Genomic DNA, 19,066 nt, shown 5'->3' with positions numbered 1-19,066 from the left:
ATGTAGTATGTCAATATATGCTGCTTCGCAGCGATATGGAGGCCAGGAGCGTTACTTGAACGCACATGTCTCGCAAGGCAGTTGGCCGGTCTTGGTGCTGAATGCGGACTTCCGGCCGCTGAGTTACTACCCGCTGTCCCTCTGGTCGTGGCAGGACGCGATCAAGGCGGTGTTTCTCGATCGCGTCAACATTGTCGCGCATTACGACCAGGCGGTACGAAGTCCGACATTAGAGATGCAGCTCCCGAGCGTCGTCTCGCTCAAATCCTTCGTCAAGCCGACCACCCATCCTGCCTTTACCCGTTTCAACGTTTTCCTCCGCGACCGCTTCAATTGCCAATATTGCGGCTCGCCCGAGGACCTCACCTTCGATCACATCATTCCGCGCAGCAAAGGCGGCCAGACCACCTGGGAGAACGTGGTCGCGGCCTGTTCGCCCTGCAATTTACGCAAGGGCAATCTCACGCCGGCACAGGCAAAGATGTTTCCGAGGCAGGCGGCGTTCGCGCCGACCGTGCACCAGCTCCATCGCAACGGCCGCCTCTTTCCGCCGAACTATCTGCATGATAGCTGGCTGGATTATCTCTACTGGGATACGGAGCTGGACCCGTAGGGACTCGCTTGCGTTTTCGTGTTGGCGGAGAACCAGCTTTGACCTTCCGTCGCCTGACTGTGGAATTCACGAAGACAAACGAGCACCGGCGGGATCTATCGGCGATGTCGGGCTCGCTCGAGAGCGCCGTCGTGTGACGGGAACCTGCCGACCTGCCGTGCGTTATGTTCCCATGACAGTCGATCATTCGGTACGCCCGCCCCGCATTCTCACGCCTGAAGAGCGCAGGGCGCGTGACGAGGCGCGACGCGCTGATGCGGAGCAGGCAATGCGCGAGCATGAGGCCGCGCAGAAGGCGCTGTATTCCAACATGGAACGGCTCAGGGCGGAACGGCGGGCGCGCGAGGCCCGATCGCAAGGCCGGTAGGCCGCGCCTTTCGGGCCCCAAGGCCGCAAACTCCTTTCCGGTTCGTTACCATCCTTTAAGCCTCGCACGGCAATCTCGGGCTTGATGGGCGATGCAGTCCTGCACGCCGCCACCGGGCCCGAAATCATCATGCTTGCCGAAGCGCTGGAGCAGATTCAGTCCTCGCCGTCGCGGCGGGCGATTCATGTGCGCATCATCCTCGCGGCGCTGGCGGCGATCGTTGCCGTCAAGACGTTGTGGTTCGCGCGCGTCGGTCCCTGGCACTTTCGCGGGCTCGCCGATTTCGACGCGTTTCACATCGTGGCGCAGCGCGTCTGGCTCGGCGATGTCGGCGAGGTCTACCGGCTCGCGACCTTCGCCAAGATGCAGGCAGATGCGGCCGGCGGCACGACCGGCGTGATGCCCTGGACCTACCCGCCGCAATTCGACCTGCTGCTTGCGCCACTCGCTTTGCTGCCGGTCGGAGCAGCGTATCTATCGTTCACGACGGTAACGCTCGCGCTCTATCTCCTCACGCTGCGCGCGATCGCACGAGAGAATTTCGCCCAAGTCCTGATCATCTCCTTTCCCGCGCTCGCGGTCACGATCGGCTGCGGCCAGAACGGCTTTCTCACCGGCGCGCTGATCGGCCTGTTCTGTCTCGCCTTGCAGAAGCGTCCGGTGCTTGCAGGCCTTGCGCTCGGCGCGATGGTCATCAAGCCGCATCTCGCCGTCGCCGCCGGCGTCTATCTCGTGATGACGCGCCGCTTCGCGGCGATTGCCGTGGCCGCAATGGTGGTGTTGGCGAGCTCGCTCGTTTCCACGCTGATTTTCGGACCCCAGATCTGGTCCGCACTCATGGCCTCAGTTCGGGAATCGGCGGGCTATCTCGACCAGGGCGTCTATCAGCTCTTCCGGATGATCTCGGCCTATGCGGCGCTGCATACGGCCGGCATGCCCGCCACGGCTGCCATCTCGGGACAGATCGCTGTTGCTGCGCTTGCGCTGCTTGCGGTCGTGCTCGGCGCCTTGCGCGGGCCCTCGCCTGGCTTCGCGCTTGGTGTCACCGCGATGGCCTCGGTCATGATCAGCCCCTATGCCTATGACTATGACCTCCCGATCCTGGCGATCGGTCTCGCGCTCGCGCTTCCAGATCTTGTCCACATCGCGTCGGCGCGCGAGCGCAGCGCGATGTACGGACTGATCCTGCTGGCCGGCGCCTATGGGCTCGTGCTATCGACGCTGGCATCGGGTCAGCAAGCTGCGCCAGCCATGGCCGGCTTTGCCTCGATGGTCGTGCTCGCGCTGCTGCTGCGATGGCTGTTGCGTGATGAGGCAGCCGTTCATGACGGCAGCATGGGTCACCTGCCGCGCAATGCCCTCCATGTGCCCGACTAGAAACCTGCGGCCAGGCTGGGCGTTCCCCCTAGACTTCGTTCAGGCGCAGTTTAGTCTCTTCCGACGGCACATCCCTGATTTGCGCCTCACTACTCTCATGGAGGTTCGTCATGCCCGCTCAAGACAAGGATCACGTCTACAAGATCCTGGAACTGGTCGGATCGTCGGAAAAGTCGATCGAGGACGCGATCCAGAACGCGATCAGCCGCGCTGCAAAAACCATCCGCGAGATGAAATGGTTCGAGGTCGTGCAGACGCGCGGCCATATCGAGAACGGCACCGTCCGCCACTATCAGGTCACGCTGCGCGTCGGCTTTACGCTCGAGGCGTGAGCGGGGGCAGAAGGCGCTGCCGCAGCGCGAGCCGCGGCGTGGTTAACATCGTTCCACGATAATCCGTCGACCTATTGGGGAATCCCCCGGGTCGCTGCAATCAGCGCGGATGATGCAACAAGGCGTTAAGGCGATGGTGAGAGGTTTGCGCCGAATTGGAGCAAACCGGATGGTCACGAGCCGCGATCTCGGCAAAACCCGTCTCCCGTTTTGGGCGGCCGGATTCGTGGTGCTGATCTGCATCACCATCCTGGGCTTGAGCGGCTGGCGCGAATGGGAGACGCGCGACGCCGAGCTCAGGAATGCCGAAGTGGAAGTCGCCAACCTCGCCCAGTCGCTGGTCCAGCATGCTGACGACACGTTCGAGCTCGCCGATACGATCCTGGTCGGCCTCGTCCATCGCCTCGAGCTCGACGGAATGGGCCCCGACACGATCGCAAAGCTCCAGACCTATCTGCCGACCCGCAAATCGTCCGACCGCATCCACGGCATCTTCGTCTATGACGCGACCGGCCGATGGCTTGCCACAACCGAACAGGTCGACCTCTCCAAATTCAACAACAGCGACCGTGAATATTTTCAGCGTCATCGCAGCTCACCGGACCGCAACACGCTGATCGGGCGGCCGGTGAGGAGCCGTTCCGGCGGCCAATGGATCATCACCGCGTCGCGCCGGATCAACAACCCCGACGGCAGCTTCGCCGGCGTCGCCCTGCTCACGATCGACGTCGCCTATTTCGTCCGATTCTACCAGAGGTTCGACGTCGGGCCGAACGGCTCGGTCTCGCTGCTCAATAATGACGGCATCATGCTGGCGCGCAGCCGCGACGAGAGCGGCGCCTTTATCGGGCGCGATCTATCCAACGCTCCGTTGTTCAGGGAATGGGACAACCGTCCGGCAGCCAGCCTCTACTATTTCAAGTCGCCGCTCGATGGCGTGCAACGCTTGAGCTACTACAAGCGCAGCAGCCAGTATCCGCTGATGGTGCTCGCGAGCAAGTCGCAGGACGACGTGCTGGCGCCCTGGCGGCACGCGGCGACCGTGCGGATGAGCTATGTCGTTGGCCTGGTCCTGCTGATCGCAGTGATCGGCTCCTACCTGGTCCGCCAGCTCCTGCAACGGCAGCGCATGGCGCAGGCTCTCGTCGCCAAGGAAGCCCACTTCCGGCTTCTGGCCGAGCAATCCAGCGATATGGTGACCCGGATCGGACTCGACAACAGGCTGCTCTACGTCTCTCCGTCAAGTACGCGCATGATCGGCTGGACGCCTGATGAGCTCCTGGGCATGTCGGCCGTGTCCGGCATCCACCCGGACGACATGGAGCGGGTCCAGCAGGTGGTCACCGCCCTGAAGAACGGCGAGGCCGAAGAGGCCAGATTCGTCTATCGTCAGTGCCACCGCGAGAAGGGCGAGATCTGGGCCGAGTCGGCTCTGCACGTGACGCGGTCGTCCGACACTGGCGAGATCGACGGCGTCGTCGCAGTCATGCGCGACATGACCGAGCAGAAGGATCTTCAGGACAAGCTCGCCTCGCTGGCGACGACCGACGGCCTGACAGGGCTCGCAAACCGCCGCGCATTCGACGCACGGCTTGCGGAGGAATGGGCACGCGCCCGCCGCGACGGCACGCAGCTCTCGCTCCTCCTGATCGACGTCGATCACTTCAAGAAGTTCAACGACCATTACGGACACCTTGCAGGCGACGGGTGCCTGCGCGAGCTGGGGAGGATTCTGGCCGCGCATGCGCGCCGCCCGGCTGACCTCGCGGCGCGCTACGGCGGCGAGGAATTCGCGCTGTTGTTGCCGAACACCGGCGCCGATGGCTGCGCCCGTATCGGCGAGGAGATTCGCGATGGCTTGCGCGAGCTCGCGATGCTCCACGCGCAGAATCCGCCCTCCCGGTTGGTCACGATGAGCCTGGGCGCGGCGGTTGGGCTTCCGTCCCAGACCGCGACAGATTGCAATGCGCTGGTGGCGGCCGCCGACCGCGCGCTCTACGCCGCCAAGGACTCTGGCCGCGACCGGCTGGTGATGTCGGGCCAGGTCGTGTCGTGGCCAGCGAAAAGTGCGTGACGAAAATTGCCCGATTACCAGGCGTAGCGCGCCACGCCCTTCTCAGCCTCCGATTCTGGCCCATAACGATGCAATCGCACCACGACCTCCGCGCACGTCCTGCCACCACCCGGCGACATTGCGGCCGGTGTCGAACGCGCCGAGCGGCATCTCTATCTCGCGATGATCAAGCACCACATTGCACACAATCTCGAGACCGACCTGCTCACCGCCGCGGAGCTCTGCCGCGAGTTTCGGATCTCGCGCGCAAGCCTCTACCGGCTGTTCGAGGCGGATGGCGGGCTGGCGCATTACATCAGGGAGCAACGGCTCAACCTCGCCTTCCGGCAGTTGCTGTCACCGGCTGCGCAGGACAATCGTCTGATCGACCTCGCCAGAGCGGTGCCGGCCTTCGACACGGTGCTGCATCAATTGGCACGCCGCCGTGCATCGCGACGTCAGTGAGGGTTTCGGGCCGGCTCGGCCCGCTGCAAGAATATCGTTTGCCGCCGGCGCTGTGACGGCGTATCGCCTCGTCTTGGCCGGATGTTTCGGCGAGGGCAGAGAGTATTCCCGTGACTGACAAGATCGAGTTTGTCCTGTTCGACATGGACAACGTCCTCTGCGACTACGACAGGGGCAAGCGCGTGGCGTATCTCGCGGAGCTCGCCGGAGTGAGCAGCGAACGCGTCCATAAGGCAATCTGGGACTCCGGCTTCGAGCTGCTCGGTGACAGCGGCGCGCTCGATGGCCCGGACTATTTGCGCGGCTTCGGCGAACGCATCGGCTATCCCCTGTCGCTCGATGAATGGGTCGAGGCGCGGCGGCGGTCGATGAAAGCCGACCTCGCGATGCTGGAAACGGTCGGCGGCCTGCGCGAATCGGTCGAGATTGCCGTCCTGACCAACAACACGACGCTGGTCGCCGATCATATCGACACACTGTTTCCGGAACTGCGCCCGCTGTTCGGCTCAAGGATCTACACCTCGGCCCAGTTCAAGGCGGCGAAGCCGGACCCGCAATGCTATCGCCTTTGCCTATCGGAGCTGCGGACGCGGCCTGAGGCGGTTCTCTTCGTCGACGACCTCGCGGAGAATGTCGCCGGCGCAAGGGAGGCTGGCTTGCTCGCGCACCACCACACGTCGGCGGCGGCTTTCAGGCAGGCCCTTTCGGATTACGGCCTGCGCGAGATGCGGTGAACGCCCGGTCTCAAGCGAGCTTCACGCCACGGCGCTCGGGGATCAACGCAAGCAGCGCCACGACGTCGAGCAGATAGAGCAGCGCGAGCCCGGCGATCGCGGTCGGGAAGCCGTAGGCCGCGCTGATGATGCCGACCACCAGCGGACCGAAGCCGGCGACCGCGCGACCGATATTGAAGAACACGTTCTGCGCAGTGGCGCGCGCCACGGTCGGGTAGAGCTCGCTCATCAGAGCGCCGTAGCCGCCGAGCATGCCGTTGACGAAGAAGCCCATCACGGCGCCGCCGATCAACAGCGCCGTCGCGGCCGTCAGCTGCGAATAGACCACCACCATGATGGCAGCACCCAGCATGTAGGTGAGAAACGCGGGACGGCGGCCGAAGCGATCGGCAATATGACCAAACAGGAAGATGCCGAGCGCCATGCCGGCAATGGTGACTGACGTCCAGACCGCCGATTGCGTCAGGCCATAGCCAAACCGCGTCGAGAGATAGTTCGGCAGCCAGATCATGATGCCGTAGTAGCCGAAATTCTGCACCGAGCAGAGGATGATCATCCCGAGGCTGATCTTTGTCGTGTCGCGATCGGCGACGAGCGCGCGGAGCGAGGAAGCCGCATCCGCCGTCTTCGCCTTGTGCGCCATGAAGACGTCAGGCTCGTGCAGCTCGCGCCGGATCACGAAGGCGACGAGTGCCGGAAACACGCCGAGCGCGAACATCCCGCGCCAGCCGATGAGCGGCAACAGGATTGGCGTCACCAGCGCCGCAACGAGCACGCCAAACTGCCAGCCGAGACCGACGTAGGATGTGGCCCGCGCGCGTTTCTCCGCGGGCCAGGCCTCCGCCACCAGCGCCATGCCGATGCCGAACTCGCCACCGAGGCCGATGCCGGCGATGGCCCGATAGGTCAGGAGGTCCCAATAGCCCTGCGCCAGCGCACACAGCCCGGTGAAGATCGCGAACAGGACGATGCTCCAGGTCAGAACGCGGACCCGGCCCAGCCGGTCCGACAGCATGCCGAAGACGAAGCCGCCGACGACCGCGCCGACCAGCGTCCCCGTCACCAGCGAGGCCGCCTGGGGTTGCGTGAGGTGGAGGTCCTTCGAGATTGCGCTCAGCATGAAGCCGAGGATGAGAAGATCGAACCCATCCATGGCGTAGCCCAGCGCCGAGCCCCACAGCGCCCGGCGTGCCATGGCGTCGGCATCCCCTGCACGGGACGCCGACGGTGCTTGGGCTCCAACGAGACTGACATCCTGCATCCGGCTCATGGCCCCCCGCTCGCCGAACGATCCCTTGGAACGATTCCTTGGGATCGCCTCCCCGTTACGTCCGCACCCGTAACCTCAGATCAGATGACACGCCACGGCGTGCCCGCCCGCACCTTCCTTCAGCTCCGGCGCGCTCTCCGAGCAGCGCGGCTGGGCAATCGGGCAGCGGGTGTGGAAGTGGCAGCCCTTCGGCGGATTCATCGGGCTCGGCACGTCACCCTTCAAGCGAATGCGGTTGCGCTTGAGCTTAGGATCGGGCACCGGCACGGCCGAGAGCAACGCCTTCGTATAGGGATGTTGCGGGTTGCGGTAGAGATCGCTCGCTTTCGCGATTTCGACGATGCGGCCGAGATACATCACGGCGACGCGGTCGGAGATGTGCTCGACGACCGAGAGGTCGTGCGCGACGAAGAGATAAGTGAGGTTCAGCTCGGCCTGGAGGTCCTCCAGCAGGTTGATCACCTGCGCCTGGATCGACACGTCGAGCGCGGAGACCGGCTCGTCGCAGACGATCAGCTTCGGCTCGACCGCGAGCGCGCGCGCGATCACGATGCGCTGGCGCTGGCCGCCGGAGAATTCGTGCGGATAGCGCCGCATATGCTCGGCCTTCAACCCAACCTTCACCAACAGGCCTGCCACGCGCTCCTCGCGCTCTCTGGCCGATGACGCAAGGTTATGGATGGTGAAGGCCTCGCCGAGGATCGCGCCGACCGTCATGCGCGGGTTGAGCGAGGCAAACGGATCCTGGAACACCAGCTGCATGTTCCGCCGCATCGCGCGCAGATCAGTTCCGCCAAGCTTGCGCACGTCCTGGCCGTCGAAGGTGACCTCGCCGTCGGTCGGCTCGATCAGGCGCAGCACGCAGCGTCCGGTCGTCGACTTGCCGCAGCCGGACTCGCCGACGAGACCGAGCGTCTCGCCGCGATTGACCGAGAACGATACGCCGTCGACCGCATAGATGCTGCCGACCTGGCGCGACAACAGGCCGCCGAGCACGGGAAAATGCTTCTTGAGGCCCGAGACGCGCAGCAAGGGTTCGCTCATGACGCGTCTCCCAGATGACAGGCCATGCGGTGGCCGGGCGCAACCTCGCGCAGAAGCGGCTCCTTCTCGGTGCAGATGCTCATGGCGTGGCGGCAGCGCGGCGCAAAGCGGCAGCCGACCGGCGGGTTGATCAGGATCGGCACCGAGCCGCTGATCGCCTCGAGCCGCGTCTTGTGCTCGCTGTCGAGATCGATGCGCGGGATCGAGCGGATCAGCCCTTGCGTATAGGGATGGCGGGGATCGCCGAAGAGATCGTCGACCGGCGCCTCCTCGACCACCTTACCAGCATACATCACCACGACGCGCTGCGCGGTCTCGGCGACGACGCCCATGGCATGGGTGATCAGCATGACCGCCATGCCGAAGCGCTCCTTCATGTCCTGGAGCAGATCGAGGATCTGCGCCTGGATGGTGACGTCGAGCGCGGTGGTCGGTTCATCCGCGATGACGAGCTTCGGCTTGCAGGCGAGCGCCATCGCGATCATCACGCGCTGGCGCATGCCGCCGGAGAACTGGTGCGGATAGTGGTGCACGCGGCCTTCGGCATTCGGGATCTGCACCAGCTTCAGCATTTCGATGGTGCGCTCGAGCGCCTGGTTCTTGGTCACCGCCTCGTGGCGGCGCAGGCTCTCGGCGATCTGCTCGCCCACCGTCAGAACCGGATTGAGCGAGGTCATCGGCTCCTGGAAGATGAAGCCGATCTCCTTGGCGCGGACCTCGTCGAGCTGCTGGCTCGTCAGCGGCACGAGATCGCGGCCCTCGAAGATGATCTGGCCTGCCGCGATACGGCCGGGCGGCATCGCGATCAGCTTCAGGATCGACATCGCAGTCACGGTCTTGCCGCAGCCGGATTCGCCGACGACGCAGAGCGTCTCGCCCTTGTTGATGGAAATGTCGACGCCGTCGACGGCCTGCAGAACGCCGTCGTCGGTCGAAAAGTGGGTCTTGAGACCTTTGATTTCGAGCAGCGGCGCCATCAGATCACCCGTCGCGCATCAAGGGCGTCGCGCAGGCCGTCGCCGATGAAGTTGATGGCCACCACGGCGACGAAGATCGCGCCGCCCGGGAACAGCGCCCAGTGCGGGCCGATGTCGAGAAAATCCTTGGCATCATAGAGCAGCCGGCCCCAGGTCGGGGTATCCGGCGGAAAGCCGAGGCCGAGGAAGGACAGCGTCGATTCCGCGATGATCGCCGCGGCAACGTCGATGGTGCCGGCGACGATCACCGGGCCTACTGCATTGGGCAGGATATGCCGCACCACCTGCCGGACCGGGCTTGCCCCGAGCGCCCGCGCCGCCTCGACGAACTCCTTCTCGCGGATCGACAGGAACTGCGCGCGTACCAGACGCGCGACCGGCATCCAGCGCAGACCGCCGATGACGAGCACGATCAGGATGAAGATGCCGCCTTCGGGACCGAACATCGCCTTCAGCCCGTCGCGGAAGAGATAGATGAGCAACAGCAAAAGCGGCAATGGCGGCAGCGACAGGAAGAGGTCGGTGAGCCACATCAAGCCATGTCCGAGCGCGCCGCGCGACATGCCGGCGAGCGCGCCGATCAGCGTGCCGACAAACACCGAGACCAGCATCGCGGCGAGCCCCACCGCAAGCGAGATGCGGCCACCATAGATCATGCGCGCCAGGAGATCCTGGCCGAGATCGTCGGTGCCGAAGGGATGGGTGAGCGAGGGTCCCTGGAGCCCTGCCACGATGTCGATGTCGTTGATCTTGACGTGCCAGAGGAAGGGACCGATCAGCACGGCGAGGATCAGCACGAGTAGCAGGAACGCGCTGACCACGGCCATGCGGTGGCAGCGAAAACGCCGCCACGTCTCGCGCCAGGGCGAATAGGCAGCCCGCTCGGTGGTCCGCTCAGCGGAGGGAGATGCGAGGGTCAAGCCAGCCATACAGGACGTCCGCGATGAGATTGAAGAGCACAACGAGGCACGCGAACACGAAGGTGACGGCCATCACCACCGGCGTGTCATTGGCGAGAATGGAGGAGATGAGCAGCGAGCCGATGCCGGGGATGCGGAAAATCTGCTCGGTGACGATGGCGCCGCCGAACACGGCCGGCATCTGCAACGCAATGAGCGTGACGACCGGGATCATCGCGTTGCGCATGACGTGCTTGACGATCACCTTGGCTTGTCCGAGCCCCTTGGCACGCGCCGTGGTGACGTAATCGAGCCGGATCACGTCGAGCATCGCCGAGCGCACGAAGCGCGTCATAGACGCGGCCTGGAACAGGCCGAGCACCGCCACTGGCATGATCGCCTGCCGGATCATCTCGAGCACCCAGTGGATGCCGGTCCCCTTGACGTCGGTGGTGTAGACCAGGGGCAGCCAGTCCAGCGTGACCGAGAAGATCAGGATGAACAGGATGCCCGTGAAGAACGTCGGCAGCGAGAAGCCGACGAAGGCAAGCGTGTTGGCGATCTGGTCGAACAGCGAATAGGGCTTAGTCGCCGCGTAGACGCCGACGGGGATCGCGATCAGGAGCGACAGGATCTGCGCCGAGCCGATGACGTAGAGCGTCGCCGGCAGGCGCTGGAGGATGAGTGTGTCCACGTTCATCCGGCTGACGAAGGAGAAGCCCCAGTCGCCATGCGCCATGGCCGAGATCCAGTGCAGGTAGCGAAGATAGATCGGATCGTCGAGGCCGAACTTCGCCCGAAGCGAGGCTGCGACTTCGGCCGGCACGTTCGGATTGGTCGCCAGCTCCGAGAACGGATCGCCGGGAGCGAGCGCCAACACGACGAACAGCACCACCGAAATGCCGAGCAGGCTCGGAATCGCGATCAGGATGCGACGCAGGACATACTGACTCATAAGGTAAAGACCCCGCCTAGTCCGGCGATCATGCCTCCCGGTACCAGTCGAACAGGTTGTCGGTCTCGTTGGCCCAGCCGCTGATAATACACACCAGGTTGTTGGCCGCGGCTTCCACCTTGAGGCGATGTTGTACCGGGATGAACACGGTGTCGCCGATCAGGATGTCATTGGCTTTGATGTAGAGCGCGGCGCGCTTGATCGGATCCATCTCGCCTTCAGCCGCCTCGATCGCGGCGTCGTACTCCTTATTGACGTAGCGCGGGAAGTTCTGCCCTTGCCACTTGTTCTCCTTGGTCGCCACGTTCGCCGAAATGAATCGGCGCATGTGCTGGGCCGGATCCGGCTGGGTCATCGGGATCTGGAACATCTCCATGTCGGCGTAGAACTTCGGATAGATGTCGGGATTGCCGACGTCGGAGGAGAAGAACACCGAGGCGACCACTGATTTCAGCTCGACGTCGATGCCGGCCTTCTGGCAGGCCTGCTTGACGATGGCCTGGGTCTTCTGGCGCGGACCGTTGATCGAGGTCTGATACAAGAGCTTGAGCTTCTTGCCGTCCTTCTCGCGAATGCCGTCCGCGCCGGGCTTCCAGCCGGCGTCGTCAAGCATCTTCGACGCCTTCTCGATGCTGAATTCCCAGCTCGTGTTCTTGGAGACGAACTTTTCGGGACCATTGAGGAAGTTGGCGGTGGTGCGGCCAGCGCGGCCGTAGATCACCTTCTTGACCGCTTCGCGATCGACCAGCAGCGACAGCGCCTTGCGCACGGCGGGATCGGAGAACAGCGGGTGCTTGGTCTTGATCGAGGAGCGCTCGCCATCGACCTCGGTGTTGGGATCGGTGAAGTTCAGCGCGATGAACTCGGTGTCGCCGCCGACGGCATAGATGGCCTTGCCCTTGCCGCCCTTCTCCAGGCGCAACAGCACGTCGTCTTCAACCTGGATGTTGTAGCCGAAATCGTATTCGCCGGTCTGGATCACGGCACGCGCGGCCGAGACGGCGTCGCCGCCGCCCTTCATCTCGAACGTGTCGAAATAGGGCCGGTTCGGCATGTGATAGTCGGGATTGAGCTCGCCTCGGACGAGATCGCCCGGCTTGAACTCGATGAATTTATAGGGGCCGGTACCGACCGGGGAGAGGTTGTTCGGCGCCTCGCGGGATTTAGCGCCCTTGTAGTCCGCAAACAGATGCTTGGGAATAATCGCGTTCGGCGCCCCGACGAAAGCGTCGGCCCAGAATGGGGTGGGCTTATTGAAGAGGATGCGGACCGTGAGGTCGTCCACCTTCTCGACGGTAATGTCGCGATAGGTCGCAATGGTCAGCGCCGAGGTCGCGGGGTCCTTGGCGTATTCCCAGTTGAACACGACGTCGTCGGCGGTGAATGGCTTGCCGTCATGCCATTTGACGCCGGGTTTGAGCTTCCAGGTCACCGACTTGCCGTCGGCGGCAAGCCCGCCGTTCTGGATCGAAGGGATTTCGGCGGCGAGCACCAGCTTCATGTTGCCGTCGGGATCCCAGCAGGCGAGCGGCTCGTAGAACATGCGCGAGCCATCCTGGTCCTTGGTGCCGGTAGCGAAATGCGGGTTGAGCAGGGTCGGGCCCTGCCACCACAACAGCTTCAGCGCGCCGCCACCACCACGCTTGGTGGGCTTGTAGGTCGAAGGGCCCTCGGCCATGGCGACGCCGCCAAGCGCCAGAATCTGGTTGGCCAGCGGGGCGGCAAGGCCGACGGCGGCCATGCGCTGGATGAAGGCGCGGCGATCCATCCGGCCGTCCGCCACCTTGTCGATCATTGCACGCAGCTTCTTGTCCAGCATGGCGGTCCCCCGTCTGGTTCCAAATGGATGCGGGCAGCCGCAAGCGCGGCCGCCGGGCTTGGCTGGCGGTAGATGGCACACCGAATGGGGCGTACGTCAACTGCGACCGTATGTATGCAAACGGTCTTCTGGCTGTCCGTTGGGCAAAACTATGTTTTGCCGCCCAACCGTTCGGCAATTCGACGCTGAAACGCCCGCCAATCAACGCTGCACTGCAGAAAATTTATTCGGCAGATCAGACGAAGTATCGAGAAAATATTCTACGCCACGGACATATCCAGCGGCGGCGCGACATGGTCCGGCAGCGGGCAGACATAAGGCGTCTTGGCGGTGCGCTTCTTCAGGTCGGCTTTCGCGGCCTTGATCAGCTCCGGCTCCGTCAGCGCCTTGATGGCAAGACCAGCCATCGCCTTGGCGGCCTGCACCATCGCCTTGTGGGCGTGCGGGCTCTTGCCCTGCGCCACCACCTGCCAGGTGTGGAAAGGTGTGCCGATTGCAACCGTCGGTGCATGGACCTGCACCGTCGGTACCACCCAGCTCACGTCGCCGACGTCGGTCGAGCCGACCAGCGGATTTCGCTTGGCGTCGAGCGGCACCAGGAAGTCGGCGAGCGGCCGCTCCGTCGGCTCCATGCCGATCGCATAATAGACAGACGCGATATCCTTATCGCTCAGCGTGGCGCGAATCTGGCCGGCGAATTTCTTGTCCGCGTCGTCGAAATGCGGCGGTCCGAGCTCTTCCATGACCCGGTGCAGCGCCTGCTCCAGCGGCGCATTGGGCAGGATGTTGGAGACGGCGGAAATGATCTTCATCTCCACCTTGGTCTCGGTCATCAGGGCTGCGCCCTGCGCGATCTTGCTCACGCGCTCGACCAGCTCGTTCATGCCGGGCAGATCGCGGGCACGAATGGAGTAGCGCACGCGGGCATGGGCTTGCACCACGTTCGGTGCGATACCGCCGGTATCGAGCAGCGCGTAATGCACGCGCGCGTCGCTCGGCATGTGCTCGCGCATGTAGTTGACGCCGACATTCATCAATTCGACCGCGTCGAGCGCGGAGCGGCCGAGATGGGGCGAAGCCGCCGCATGCGAGGTGCGGCCGGTGAAGATGAAATCGGCGCGCGTGTTGGCGAGCGACGGCGTCACCGCGACTTCCCAGAAGCTGTGCGGGTGCCAGGTGATGGCGATGTCGGCATCCGCGAACGCGCCGGAGCGCACCATGAAGGCTTTTGCCGCGCCGCCTTCTTCGGCGGGGCAGCCATAGTAGCGCACACGGCCGGACACCTTGTGCTCGGCGAGCCAGTCCTTCACCGCGGTCGCCGCGAGCAACGCGGCCGAACCGAGCAGATTGTGACCGCAACCATGGCCATGGCCGCCGGTCTCGACTGGACGATGCTCGGCGACTCCCGCCTCCTGACTGAGGCCCGGAAGCGCGTCATATTCACCGAGGAAGGCGATGACCGGACCGCCCTCGCCCCACTCGCCCATCAGCGCGGTGGGAATATCAGCGACGTTCTCGGTGATGCGGAAACCCTGATGGCGCAGCTCGGCGAGATGCTCGGCGGCGGAGCGCGCTTCGGTGTAACACACCTCGGGCGTTCCCCAGACCTTGTCGCTCAAGTCGATGAAACGCGCCTTGATCGTATCAATGCCACGCCAGATGTCGCTGCGGTTGTCCATGCTTGTCGCCCATGATCCCTTGGCCAAACGAAGCGCCAATGGTTAGCAGCTTCGTTTCAGCCCGCCTAGCACCGGCCAGGACACCAGCCATGCGGCCGAAGCGGCACGCAGTGTGACACCAATTTCAGCAATTCGCGTTGGCCAACTGGTCCAATGGGCTTTCAAGACAGCCCTTCGAGGCATACATTGCCGGTGCTTCGCGCCTTGCTCGTTGCCGCAAATGCCGGAACGCCCAGGCCAAGAGACTCGCAAGGAGAGAACTCCATGCCCGCTCTGACCGAATGGAGAGTGCCGCCGGCACATCAGCCGCATGCCGGCGACTATGGATTCGATCTCGACCGTGTGCTCTCGTCCGTCGTCGGCCTGCATTCCATCATTCCGCCGGACGCCTTCAGCGCCGAGACGCTCGGCACCGAGCGCGCCGGCAACGGCATCGTGATCGATGACGGACTGGTGCTGACCATCGGCTACCTCATTACCGAGGCGGAAGCGGTCTGGCTGCATCTTGGCGACGGACGCGTGATGGAAGGCCATGTGCTGGGTTTCGACCAGGTCACCGGCTTCGGCCTGGTGCAGGCGCTCGGCAAGCTCGACCTCGCGCCTGTTCCGCTCGGCTCATCGGCCGCGATCAGGATCGGCGACCGTGTCGTGGTCGGCGGCGCCGGCGGCCGCACGCGCTCGGTCGCGAGCCAGATCGTGGCCAAGCAGGAATTCGCCGGCTACTGGGAATATCTGCTCGATGAAGCGATCTTCACCTATCCCGCCCATCCGAACTGGGGCGGCACCGGACTGTTCAACGATCGCGGTGAGCTGATCGGGATCGGCTCGCTGCAGCTCGAGCGCGAACGCGAGGGCAAGGCCGAGCACGTCAATATGGCCGTGCCGATCGACCTGCTCACGCCGATCCTGGACGATTTGCGTAAATTCGGCCGCGTCAACAAGCCGGCGCGGCCATGGCTCGGGCTGTTTTCGACTGAGATCGATCGCCGCGTGGTGATCATTGGCATCTCGTCGAACGGGCCGGCGGCACGCGCCGAGCTCAAGACCGGCGACGTCATCCTGGCCGTCGATGGCGAGAAGGTGACGAGCCAGACGGGCTTCTATCGCAAGCTGTGGGGGCTCGGCACGGCGGGCGTGGACGTGCCCCTGACGGTGCACCACGAAGGCGTCACCTTCGACGTCACGGTGACCTCCACCGACCGCATGAAGCTGTTGAAGGCCCCAAGATTGCACTGAACAGTGCTGCACTGATAGGCCGCACGCAAGAACAGGAACGCGAGCCGATGAGCGAGGCCGTGGTGGACAACATCGTGGCCGTGCTGCCGCCGCTGCTCGATGCGCTGGAGGCGCTCGGCTTCGTTGCGCGGCACCTGCATCCGCCGGCCTTCAACTCCGTCATGGATGCGATCGGCGCGCCGGACACCGCTCTCCAGGCCGCGCGTTCCGAGCTCGGCGAATGGCCCGAAACCTTTGCGGACACGCGGAGCTCGATTGAACGGGCTTGTGATGAAGCGCTTGCCGCGTTTGCCGGCCTGCGGACGGTTCAGGCCGGCAATGGCGATCTCGTCGCCGTCTTCCGCGCGCTGCGCCATGTGCCCCGCGCGCAGGAAGCGCTCTATCCGATTGCGGTGAAATTTCCGCCGGTGAGCCGCTTCTTTCTCAACGCCGCAATGCGCGAGGACGAAGATCTGATGACGCGGCTGGCCAGGGCACCCCCCGGGCAAACCGGTATCTTCCATCGCAACAACGAACCCGGCAGCCGCGGCGGCTACTCGCTCTACGTGCCGGAATATTACACGCCCGATCGGTCCTGGCCGCTGGTGGTGGCGCTGCATGGCGGCAGGGGCAATGGCCGCGGCTTCCTGTGGAGCTGGCTGCGCGATGCACGCAGCATCGGTGCGATCCTGATCGCGCCGACCGCGACGGGTCCGACCTGGGCACTGATGGGCGACGACGCCGACACGCCGAATCTCGCACGCATCCTCGAAACCGTCCGCAGCCTGTGGAATGTCGATCCGTCGCGCCTGCTTTTGACCGGCATGAGCGATGGCGGCACTTTCTGCTACGTTAGCGGGCTCGAGGCCGCTTCGCCCTTCACGCATCTTGCACCGGTCTCCGCGACCTTCGATCCGCTGATGGCTGAAATGGCAGACGGCGTGCGCCTGCAACGGTTGCCGGTCTTCATCACCCACGGCCGGCTCGACTGGATGTTTCCCGTGCAGGTCGCGCGGCAAACACAGTCGGCGCTGTCTGCCGCCGGTGCCGAGGTCACCTATCGCGAGATCGACGATCTCAGCCATTGCTATCCGCGCGAGATCAATTCGGAGCTGCTGCAATGGCTGAATGGTGGGTGAACAAGTTGTCCTTGTTCGCGCTGCAGTGCTGCGGAACCATTCGATCCGAGCCGGCGTTATTGCCTGTCACGGAGGTTCGCTATGCAGACTTTTTTCGGAATGATCCTGGGCGCGCTGCTGCTTGGTATCGGCGTCTACATTCATGATTCGATGCAGACGTCGTCGGTCGCCAGCGGCGAGGTCGCGGCGACCAATCGCACCATCGTGAACTGGGATGTCGCAAGGGCCGACTGGGACGCGCTGGTGGACCGCGCGCACAAGGACTGGGTAAAGATTTCGTGGCGATAAGAGGGCTGCGTTCAGCAATCCATCGACAAGGCGCCGCCGCGATCCGCGACGGCGCCTTTGTCTCGTTTGGCCTCAGTTGCTGTTGCCTGCCTTCGCCTTGCGCGCGTCCGCGATCACTTGCTCGAACTCGGCCATGGTAAGCACCCCCGGTACGCGGAATTTACCGACGATGAAGGACGGCGTACCCCGGAAGCCAAAGGCCTCGGCCTGATCGTTGTTGCGTTTCAGGATCGCGTCGATGTCCTTGGCGTGGCCGGCGAGATCGCGCTTCAGGCGATCCATGTCGACCCCGACACCCGCGAGCAGCTCGTTGATGCGCGGCTCGGTCAGGCGCGAGTTCACGCCCATCATCGCATCATGGGCCTGGTCGTACTTCCCCTGGAATTTGGCAGCCAGCGCCATCCGCGCCGCGGTCACCGAGACCGGCCCGAGGATCGGCCAGTCCTTCATCACCAGCCTCACCTTGCCGTCATCCTGGACGATCTGGCGCAGCTCCGGCTCGACGCGGCGGCAATAGGGACATTGATAGTCGGACCATTCGACGATGGTGATATCGCCGTCACGGTTGCCGATCCCGGGCACATCGGGATCGCGCAGCACGGCGGCTTCGGTCAGGATGGTATCGTCTTCGGCCGTCGCGGCGCGGCCGGGGCGGAGGCCGCCTGCGAGCACCGCGCCCGCCCCGATCAGTGTCAGCGCCGCGCGCCGCGTTGGTTTGTGTCCAGTCATCCCTCGTCCCAGTTCGGCCCGTCGGTACTACGGCCTGAGGCCCAGAAGCGTTACGCACCAGCATATAGAGTGCGTCGCCGGGAATGACAGCCGAAAAAACGGAATGCGGGCCATCCCGCCCGCACGGATCAGGCGGGAGTGCCGGCCTGCGCCGCATCGCGGCGGACCAGCGCCATCAGCGTGGCGGTCATGGTCGCGACCAGCGTCGTCGCCCCCTCTTGCCGCGCGAAGGCCTTGGCCTCGCAAAATGTGAGAGTGCGGCCCGGCTTGACCACCTCAGCCCTGAAGACGAAGCCCTCGCCCCGCGCCGGCGCGAGCAGATTCGTCTTGAACTCGACGGTGAGGATGTCGGCCTCGCGCGGCAGCAGCGTGAAGGCGGCAACACCACAGGCATTGTCGAGACCCGCTGTGATGATGCCGGCATGCACGAAGCCGTTCTGCTGGGTGAAACCGGCCGCATAAGCTCACCAGCTCCGCCTCGCCCGGCGCAACGCGCGCGAGGGTGATGCCGAGCGTGCGCATCGCCGGCTGGCCATCGAACAGACGGGATGCGGCCGCCCGGAAATCGGGATTTTTCGGCTCGAAGGCGGCCATCGCGTCACGCCATGACCGGCTCGACGAGATGCCGCTTCGCGATCTCGCAGATGACGGGTTCGAACGGCGTCGATTTGCGCGCCTCCCGGTCAATGTGCACGCCGGCGATCTCGCAAGTTGCGGCGATCTCGCCGGTCTCGGCGTTGCTCATCTCGTGCCGGAAGCGAATCGACTTCTCACGGAGCTCGAGCAGGATGCTGCGGATCTCGATGATGTCGCCGGCGAGCAGCTCGCGCTTGTAGGTGATGTTCTGCTGCACCGCAGCCATCCCGCGCCCGGAGGTGCGCAGATAGCTCGGCGTCAGCCCGAGGCGCGCGAACAGATTCCAGTTGGCCTCGTCGAATTTGCCGACATACCACATGATGTTCATGTGACCGACATGGTCGCATTGCCACGGATAGACCGTGCCGCGATAGGTAGCCTCCCGCATTGCCATTTCCCGCCTCTTGATTTTGATACGGTAGCGTATCAGGCCCGTGACGGGCTAGCAATACGGCGCCGTATCAAAGCTCGGTGA

General features: G+C 64.3%; 19 protein-coding genes and 1 pseudogene. 10 read left to right on the top strand and 10 right to left on the bottom strand.

All coding sequences use genetic code 11. From position 1 onward, the window contains the following. The first annotated feature begins 55 nt into the window (after positions 1 to 55). The 7 genes from QA640_RS07220 (at position 56) to QA640_RS07190 (ending at position 5,941) form a co-directional block, all read left to right on the top strand. Positions 56 to 613: an HNH endonuclease gene (locus tag QA640_RS07220; protein ID WP_080135068.1), complete on the top strand. Its 558-nt coding sequence runs from the start codon at positions 56 to 58 to the stop codon at positions 611 to 613. A gap of 172 nt (positions 614 to 785) precedes the next feature. Then, positions 786 to 980, top strand: coding sequence for a hypothetical protein (locus QA640_RS07215; protein ID WP_283040031.1), 195 nt, complete (start codon positions 786 to 788; stop codon positions 978 to 980). Between the two features lie 84 nt (positions 981 to 1,064). Then, complete coding sequence (locus QA640_RS07210) at positions 1,065 to 2,357, top strand: glycosyltransferase family 87 protein (RefSeq protein ID WP_283040030.1); 1,293 nt, start codon at positions 1,065 to 1,067, stop codon at positions 2,355 to 2,357. 110 nt (positions 2,358 to 2,467) lie between these two features. Further along, the gene (locus QA640_RS07205) at positions 2,468 to 2,689 is read left to right on the top strand and encodes a dodecin (RefSeq protein WP_027522131.1); all 222 of its coding nucleotides are present in this window, start codon (positions 2,468 to 2,470) and stop codon (positions 2,687 to 2,689) included. 169 nt (positions 2,690 to 2,858) lie between these two features. Beyond that, positions 2,859 to 4,763, top strand: coding sequence for a diguanylate cyclase (locus tag QA640_RS07200; protein WP_283040029.1), 1,905 nt, complete (start codon positions 2,859 to 2,861; stop codon positions 4,761 to 4,763). A gap of 162 nt (positions 4,764 to 4,925) precedes the next feature. Next, positions 4,926 to 5,207, top strand: a complete 282-nt coding sequence (locus QA640_RS07195) for a hypothetical protein (protein WP_283040028.1) — start codon at positions 4,926 to 4,928, stop codon at positions 5,205 to 5,207. A 110-nt stretch (positions 5,208 to 5,317) separates the two neighbouring features. Beyond that, positions 5,318 to 5,941 carry an HAD family phosphatase gene (locus QA640_RS07190; RefSeq protein WP_283040027.1) on the top strand — a complete coding sequence of 208 codons (624 nt, stop codon included), beginning with the start codon at positions 5,318 to 5,320 and terminating at the stop codon, positions 5,939 to 5,941. A 10-nt stretch (positions 5,942 to 5,951) separates the two neighbouring features. Here QA640_RS07190 and QA640_RS07185 read toward each other — a convergent pair whose 3' ends face one another. The 7 genes from QA640_RS07185 to QA640_RS07155 form a co-directional block, all read right to left on the bottom strand. After that, positions 5,952 to 7,136, bottom strand: a complete 1,185-nt coding sequence (locus QA640_RS07185) for an MFS transporter (protein ID WP_283040026.1) — start codon at positions 7,134 to 7,136, stop codon at positions 5,952 to 5,954. Between the two features lie 150 nt (positions 7,137 to 7,286). Next, positions 7,287 to 8,255 carry a dipeptide ABC transporter ATP-binding protein gene (locus QA640_RS07180; RefSeq protein WP_283040025.1) on the bottom strand — a complete coding sequence of 323 codons (969 nt, stop codon included), beginning with the start codon at positions 8,253 to 8,255 and terminating at the stop codon, positions 7,287 to 7,289. Beyond that, positions 8,252 to 9,232, bottom strand: coding sequence for an ABC transporter ATP-binding protein (locus tag QA640_RS07175; RefSeq protein WP_283040024.1), 981 nt, complete (start codon positions 9,230 to 9,232; stop codon positions 8,252 to 8,254). Before QA640_RS07175 ends, QA640_RS07180 begins: the two co-directional genes overlap by 4 nt. Next, positions 9,232 to 10,161, bottom strand: coding sequence for an ABC transporter permease (locus tag QA640_RS07170; RefSeq protein WP_283040023.1), 930 nt, complete (start codon positions 10,159 to 10,161; stop codon positions 9,232 to 9,234). The genes QA640_RS07175 and QA640_RS07170 overlap by 1 nt, the downstream gene beginning before the upstream one ends. Beyond that, positions 10,127 to 11,086 (bottom strand): ABC transporter permease, encoded by a 960-nt coding sequence (locus QA640_RS07165; protein WP_283040022.1) that lies wholly within the window; start codon positions 11,084 to 11,086, stop codon positions 10,127 to 10,129. Before QA640_RS07165 ends, QA640_RS07170 begins: the two co-directional genes overlap by 35 nt. A gap of 28 nt (positions 11,087 to 11,114) precedes the next feature. Next, positions 11,115 to 12,905 carry a peptide ABC transporter substrate-binding protein gene (locus tag QA640_RS07160; protein WP_283040021.1) on the bottom strand — a complete coding sequence of 597 codons (1,791 nt, stop codon included), beginning with the start codon at positions 12,903 to 12,905 and terminating at the stop codon, positions 11,115 to 11,117. 260 nt (positions 12,906 to 13,165) lie between these two features. Next, the gene (locus tag QA640_RS07155; RefSeq protein WP_283040020.1) at positions 13,166 to 14,584 is read right to left on the bottom strand and encodes a M20 family metallopeptidase; all 1,419 of its coding nucleotides are present in this window, start codon (positions 14,582 to 14,584) and stop codon (positions 13,166 to 13,168) included. A 264-nt stretch (positions 14,585 to 14,848) separates the two neighbouring features. Here QA640_RS07155 and QA640_RS07150 point away from each other — a divergent pair, with 264 nt between their 5' ends. The 3 genes from QA640_RS07150 (at position 14,849) to QA640_RS07140 (ending at position 17,226) form a co-directional block, all read left to right on the top strand. Further along, positions 14,849 to 15,820, top strand: coding sequence for a S1C family serine protease (locus tag QA640_RS07150; protein WP_283040019.1), 972 nt, complete (start codon positions 14,849 to 14,851; stop codon positions 15,818 to 15,820). A 47-nt stretch (positions 15,821 to 15,867) separates the two neighbouring features. After that, a complete protein-coding gene (locus tag QA640_RS07145) occupies positions 15,868 to 16,938 on the top strand; it encodes a phospholipase (protein WP_283040018.1) in 1,071 nt (356 codons plus the stop codon). 81 nt (positions 16,939 to 17,019) lie between these two features. Beyond that, positions 17,020 to 17,226, top strand: coding sequence for a hypothetical protein (locus QA640_RS07140; protein WP_283040017.1), 207 nt, complete (start codon positions 17,020 to 17,022; stop codon positions 17,224 to 17,226). Between the two features lie 72 nt (positions 17,227 to 17,298). Here the strand turns inward: QA640_RS07140 and QA640_RS07135 are convergent, their stop codons facing one another. The 3 genes and pseudogenes from QA640_RS07135 to QA640_RS07125 all read right to left on the bottom strand — a co-directional run bounded on the left by QA640_RS07135 (position 17,299) and on the right by QA640_RS07125 (position 18,985). Next, entirely contained in the window at positions 17,299 to 17,955 is a 657-nt protein-coding gene (locus tag QA640_RS07135; RefSeq protein ID WP_283040016.1) for a DsbA family protein, read from the bottom strand. A 128-nt stretch (positions 17,956 to 18,083) separates the two neighbouring features. Continuing rightward, positions 18,084 to 18,549 (bottom strand): annotated as a pseudogene (locus QA640_RS07130) (PaaI family thioesterase). A 4-nt stretch (positions 18,550 to 18,553) separates the two neighbouring features. Beyond that, positions 18,554 to 18,985, bottom strand: coding sequence for an acyl-CoA thioesterase (locus tag QA640_RS07125; RefSeq protein ID WP_283040015.1), 432 nt, complete (start codon positions 18,983 to 18,985; stop codon positions 18,554 to 18,556). Between the last annotated feature and the right edge of the window lie 81 nt (positions 18,986 to 19,066).

The organism is Bradyrhizobium sp. CB82 (assembly GCF_029714405.1).
GTDB lineage: Bacteria > Pseudomonadota > Alphaproteobacteria > Rhizobiales > Xanthobacteraceae > Bradyrhizobium.
Note: the sequence above shows the minus strand (reverse complement) of the source record. Positions and strands in the feature narration are given on the sequence as shown.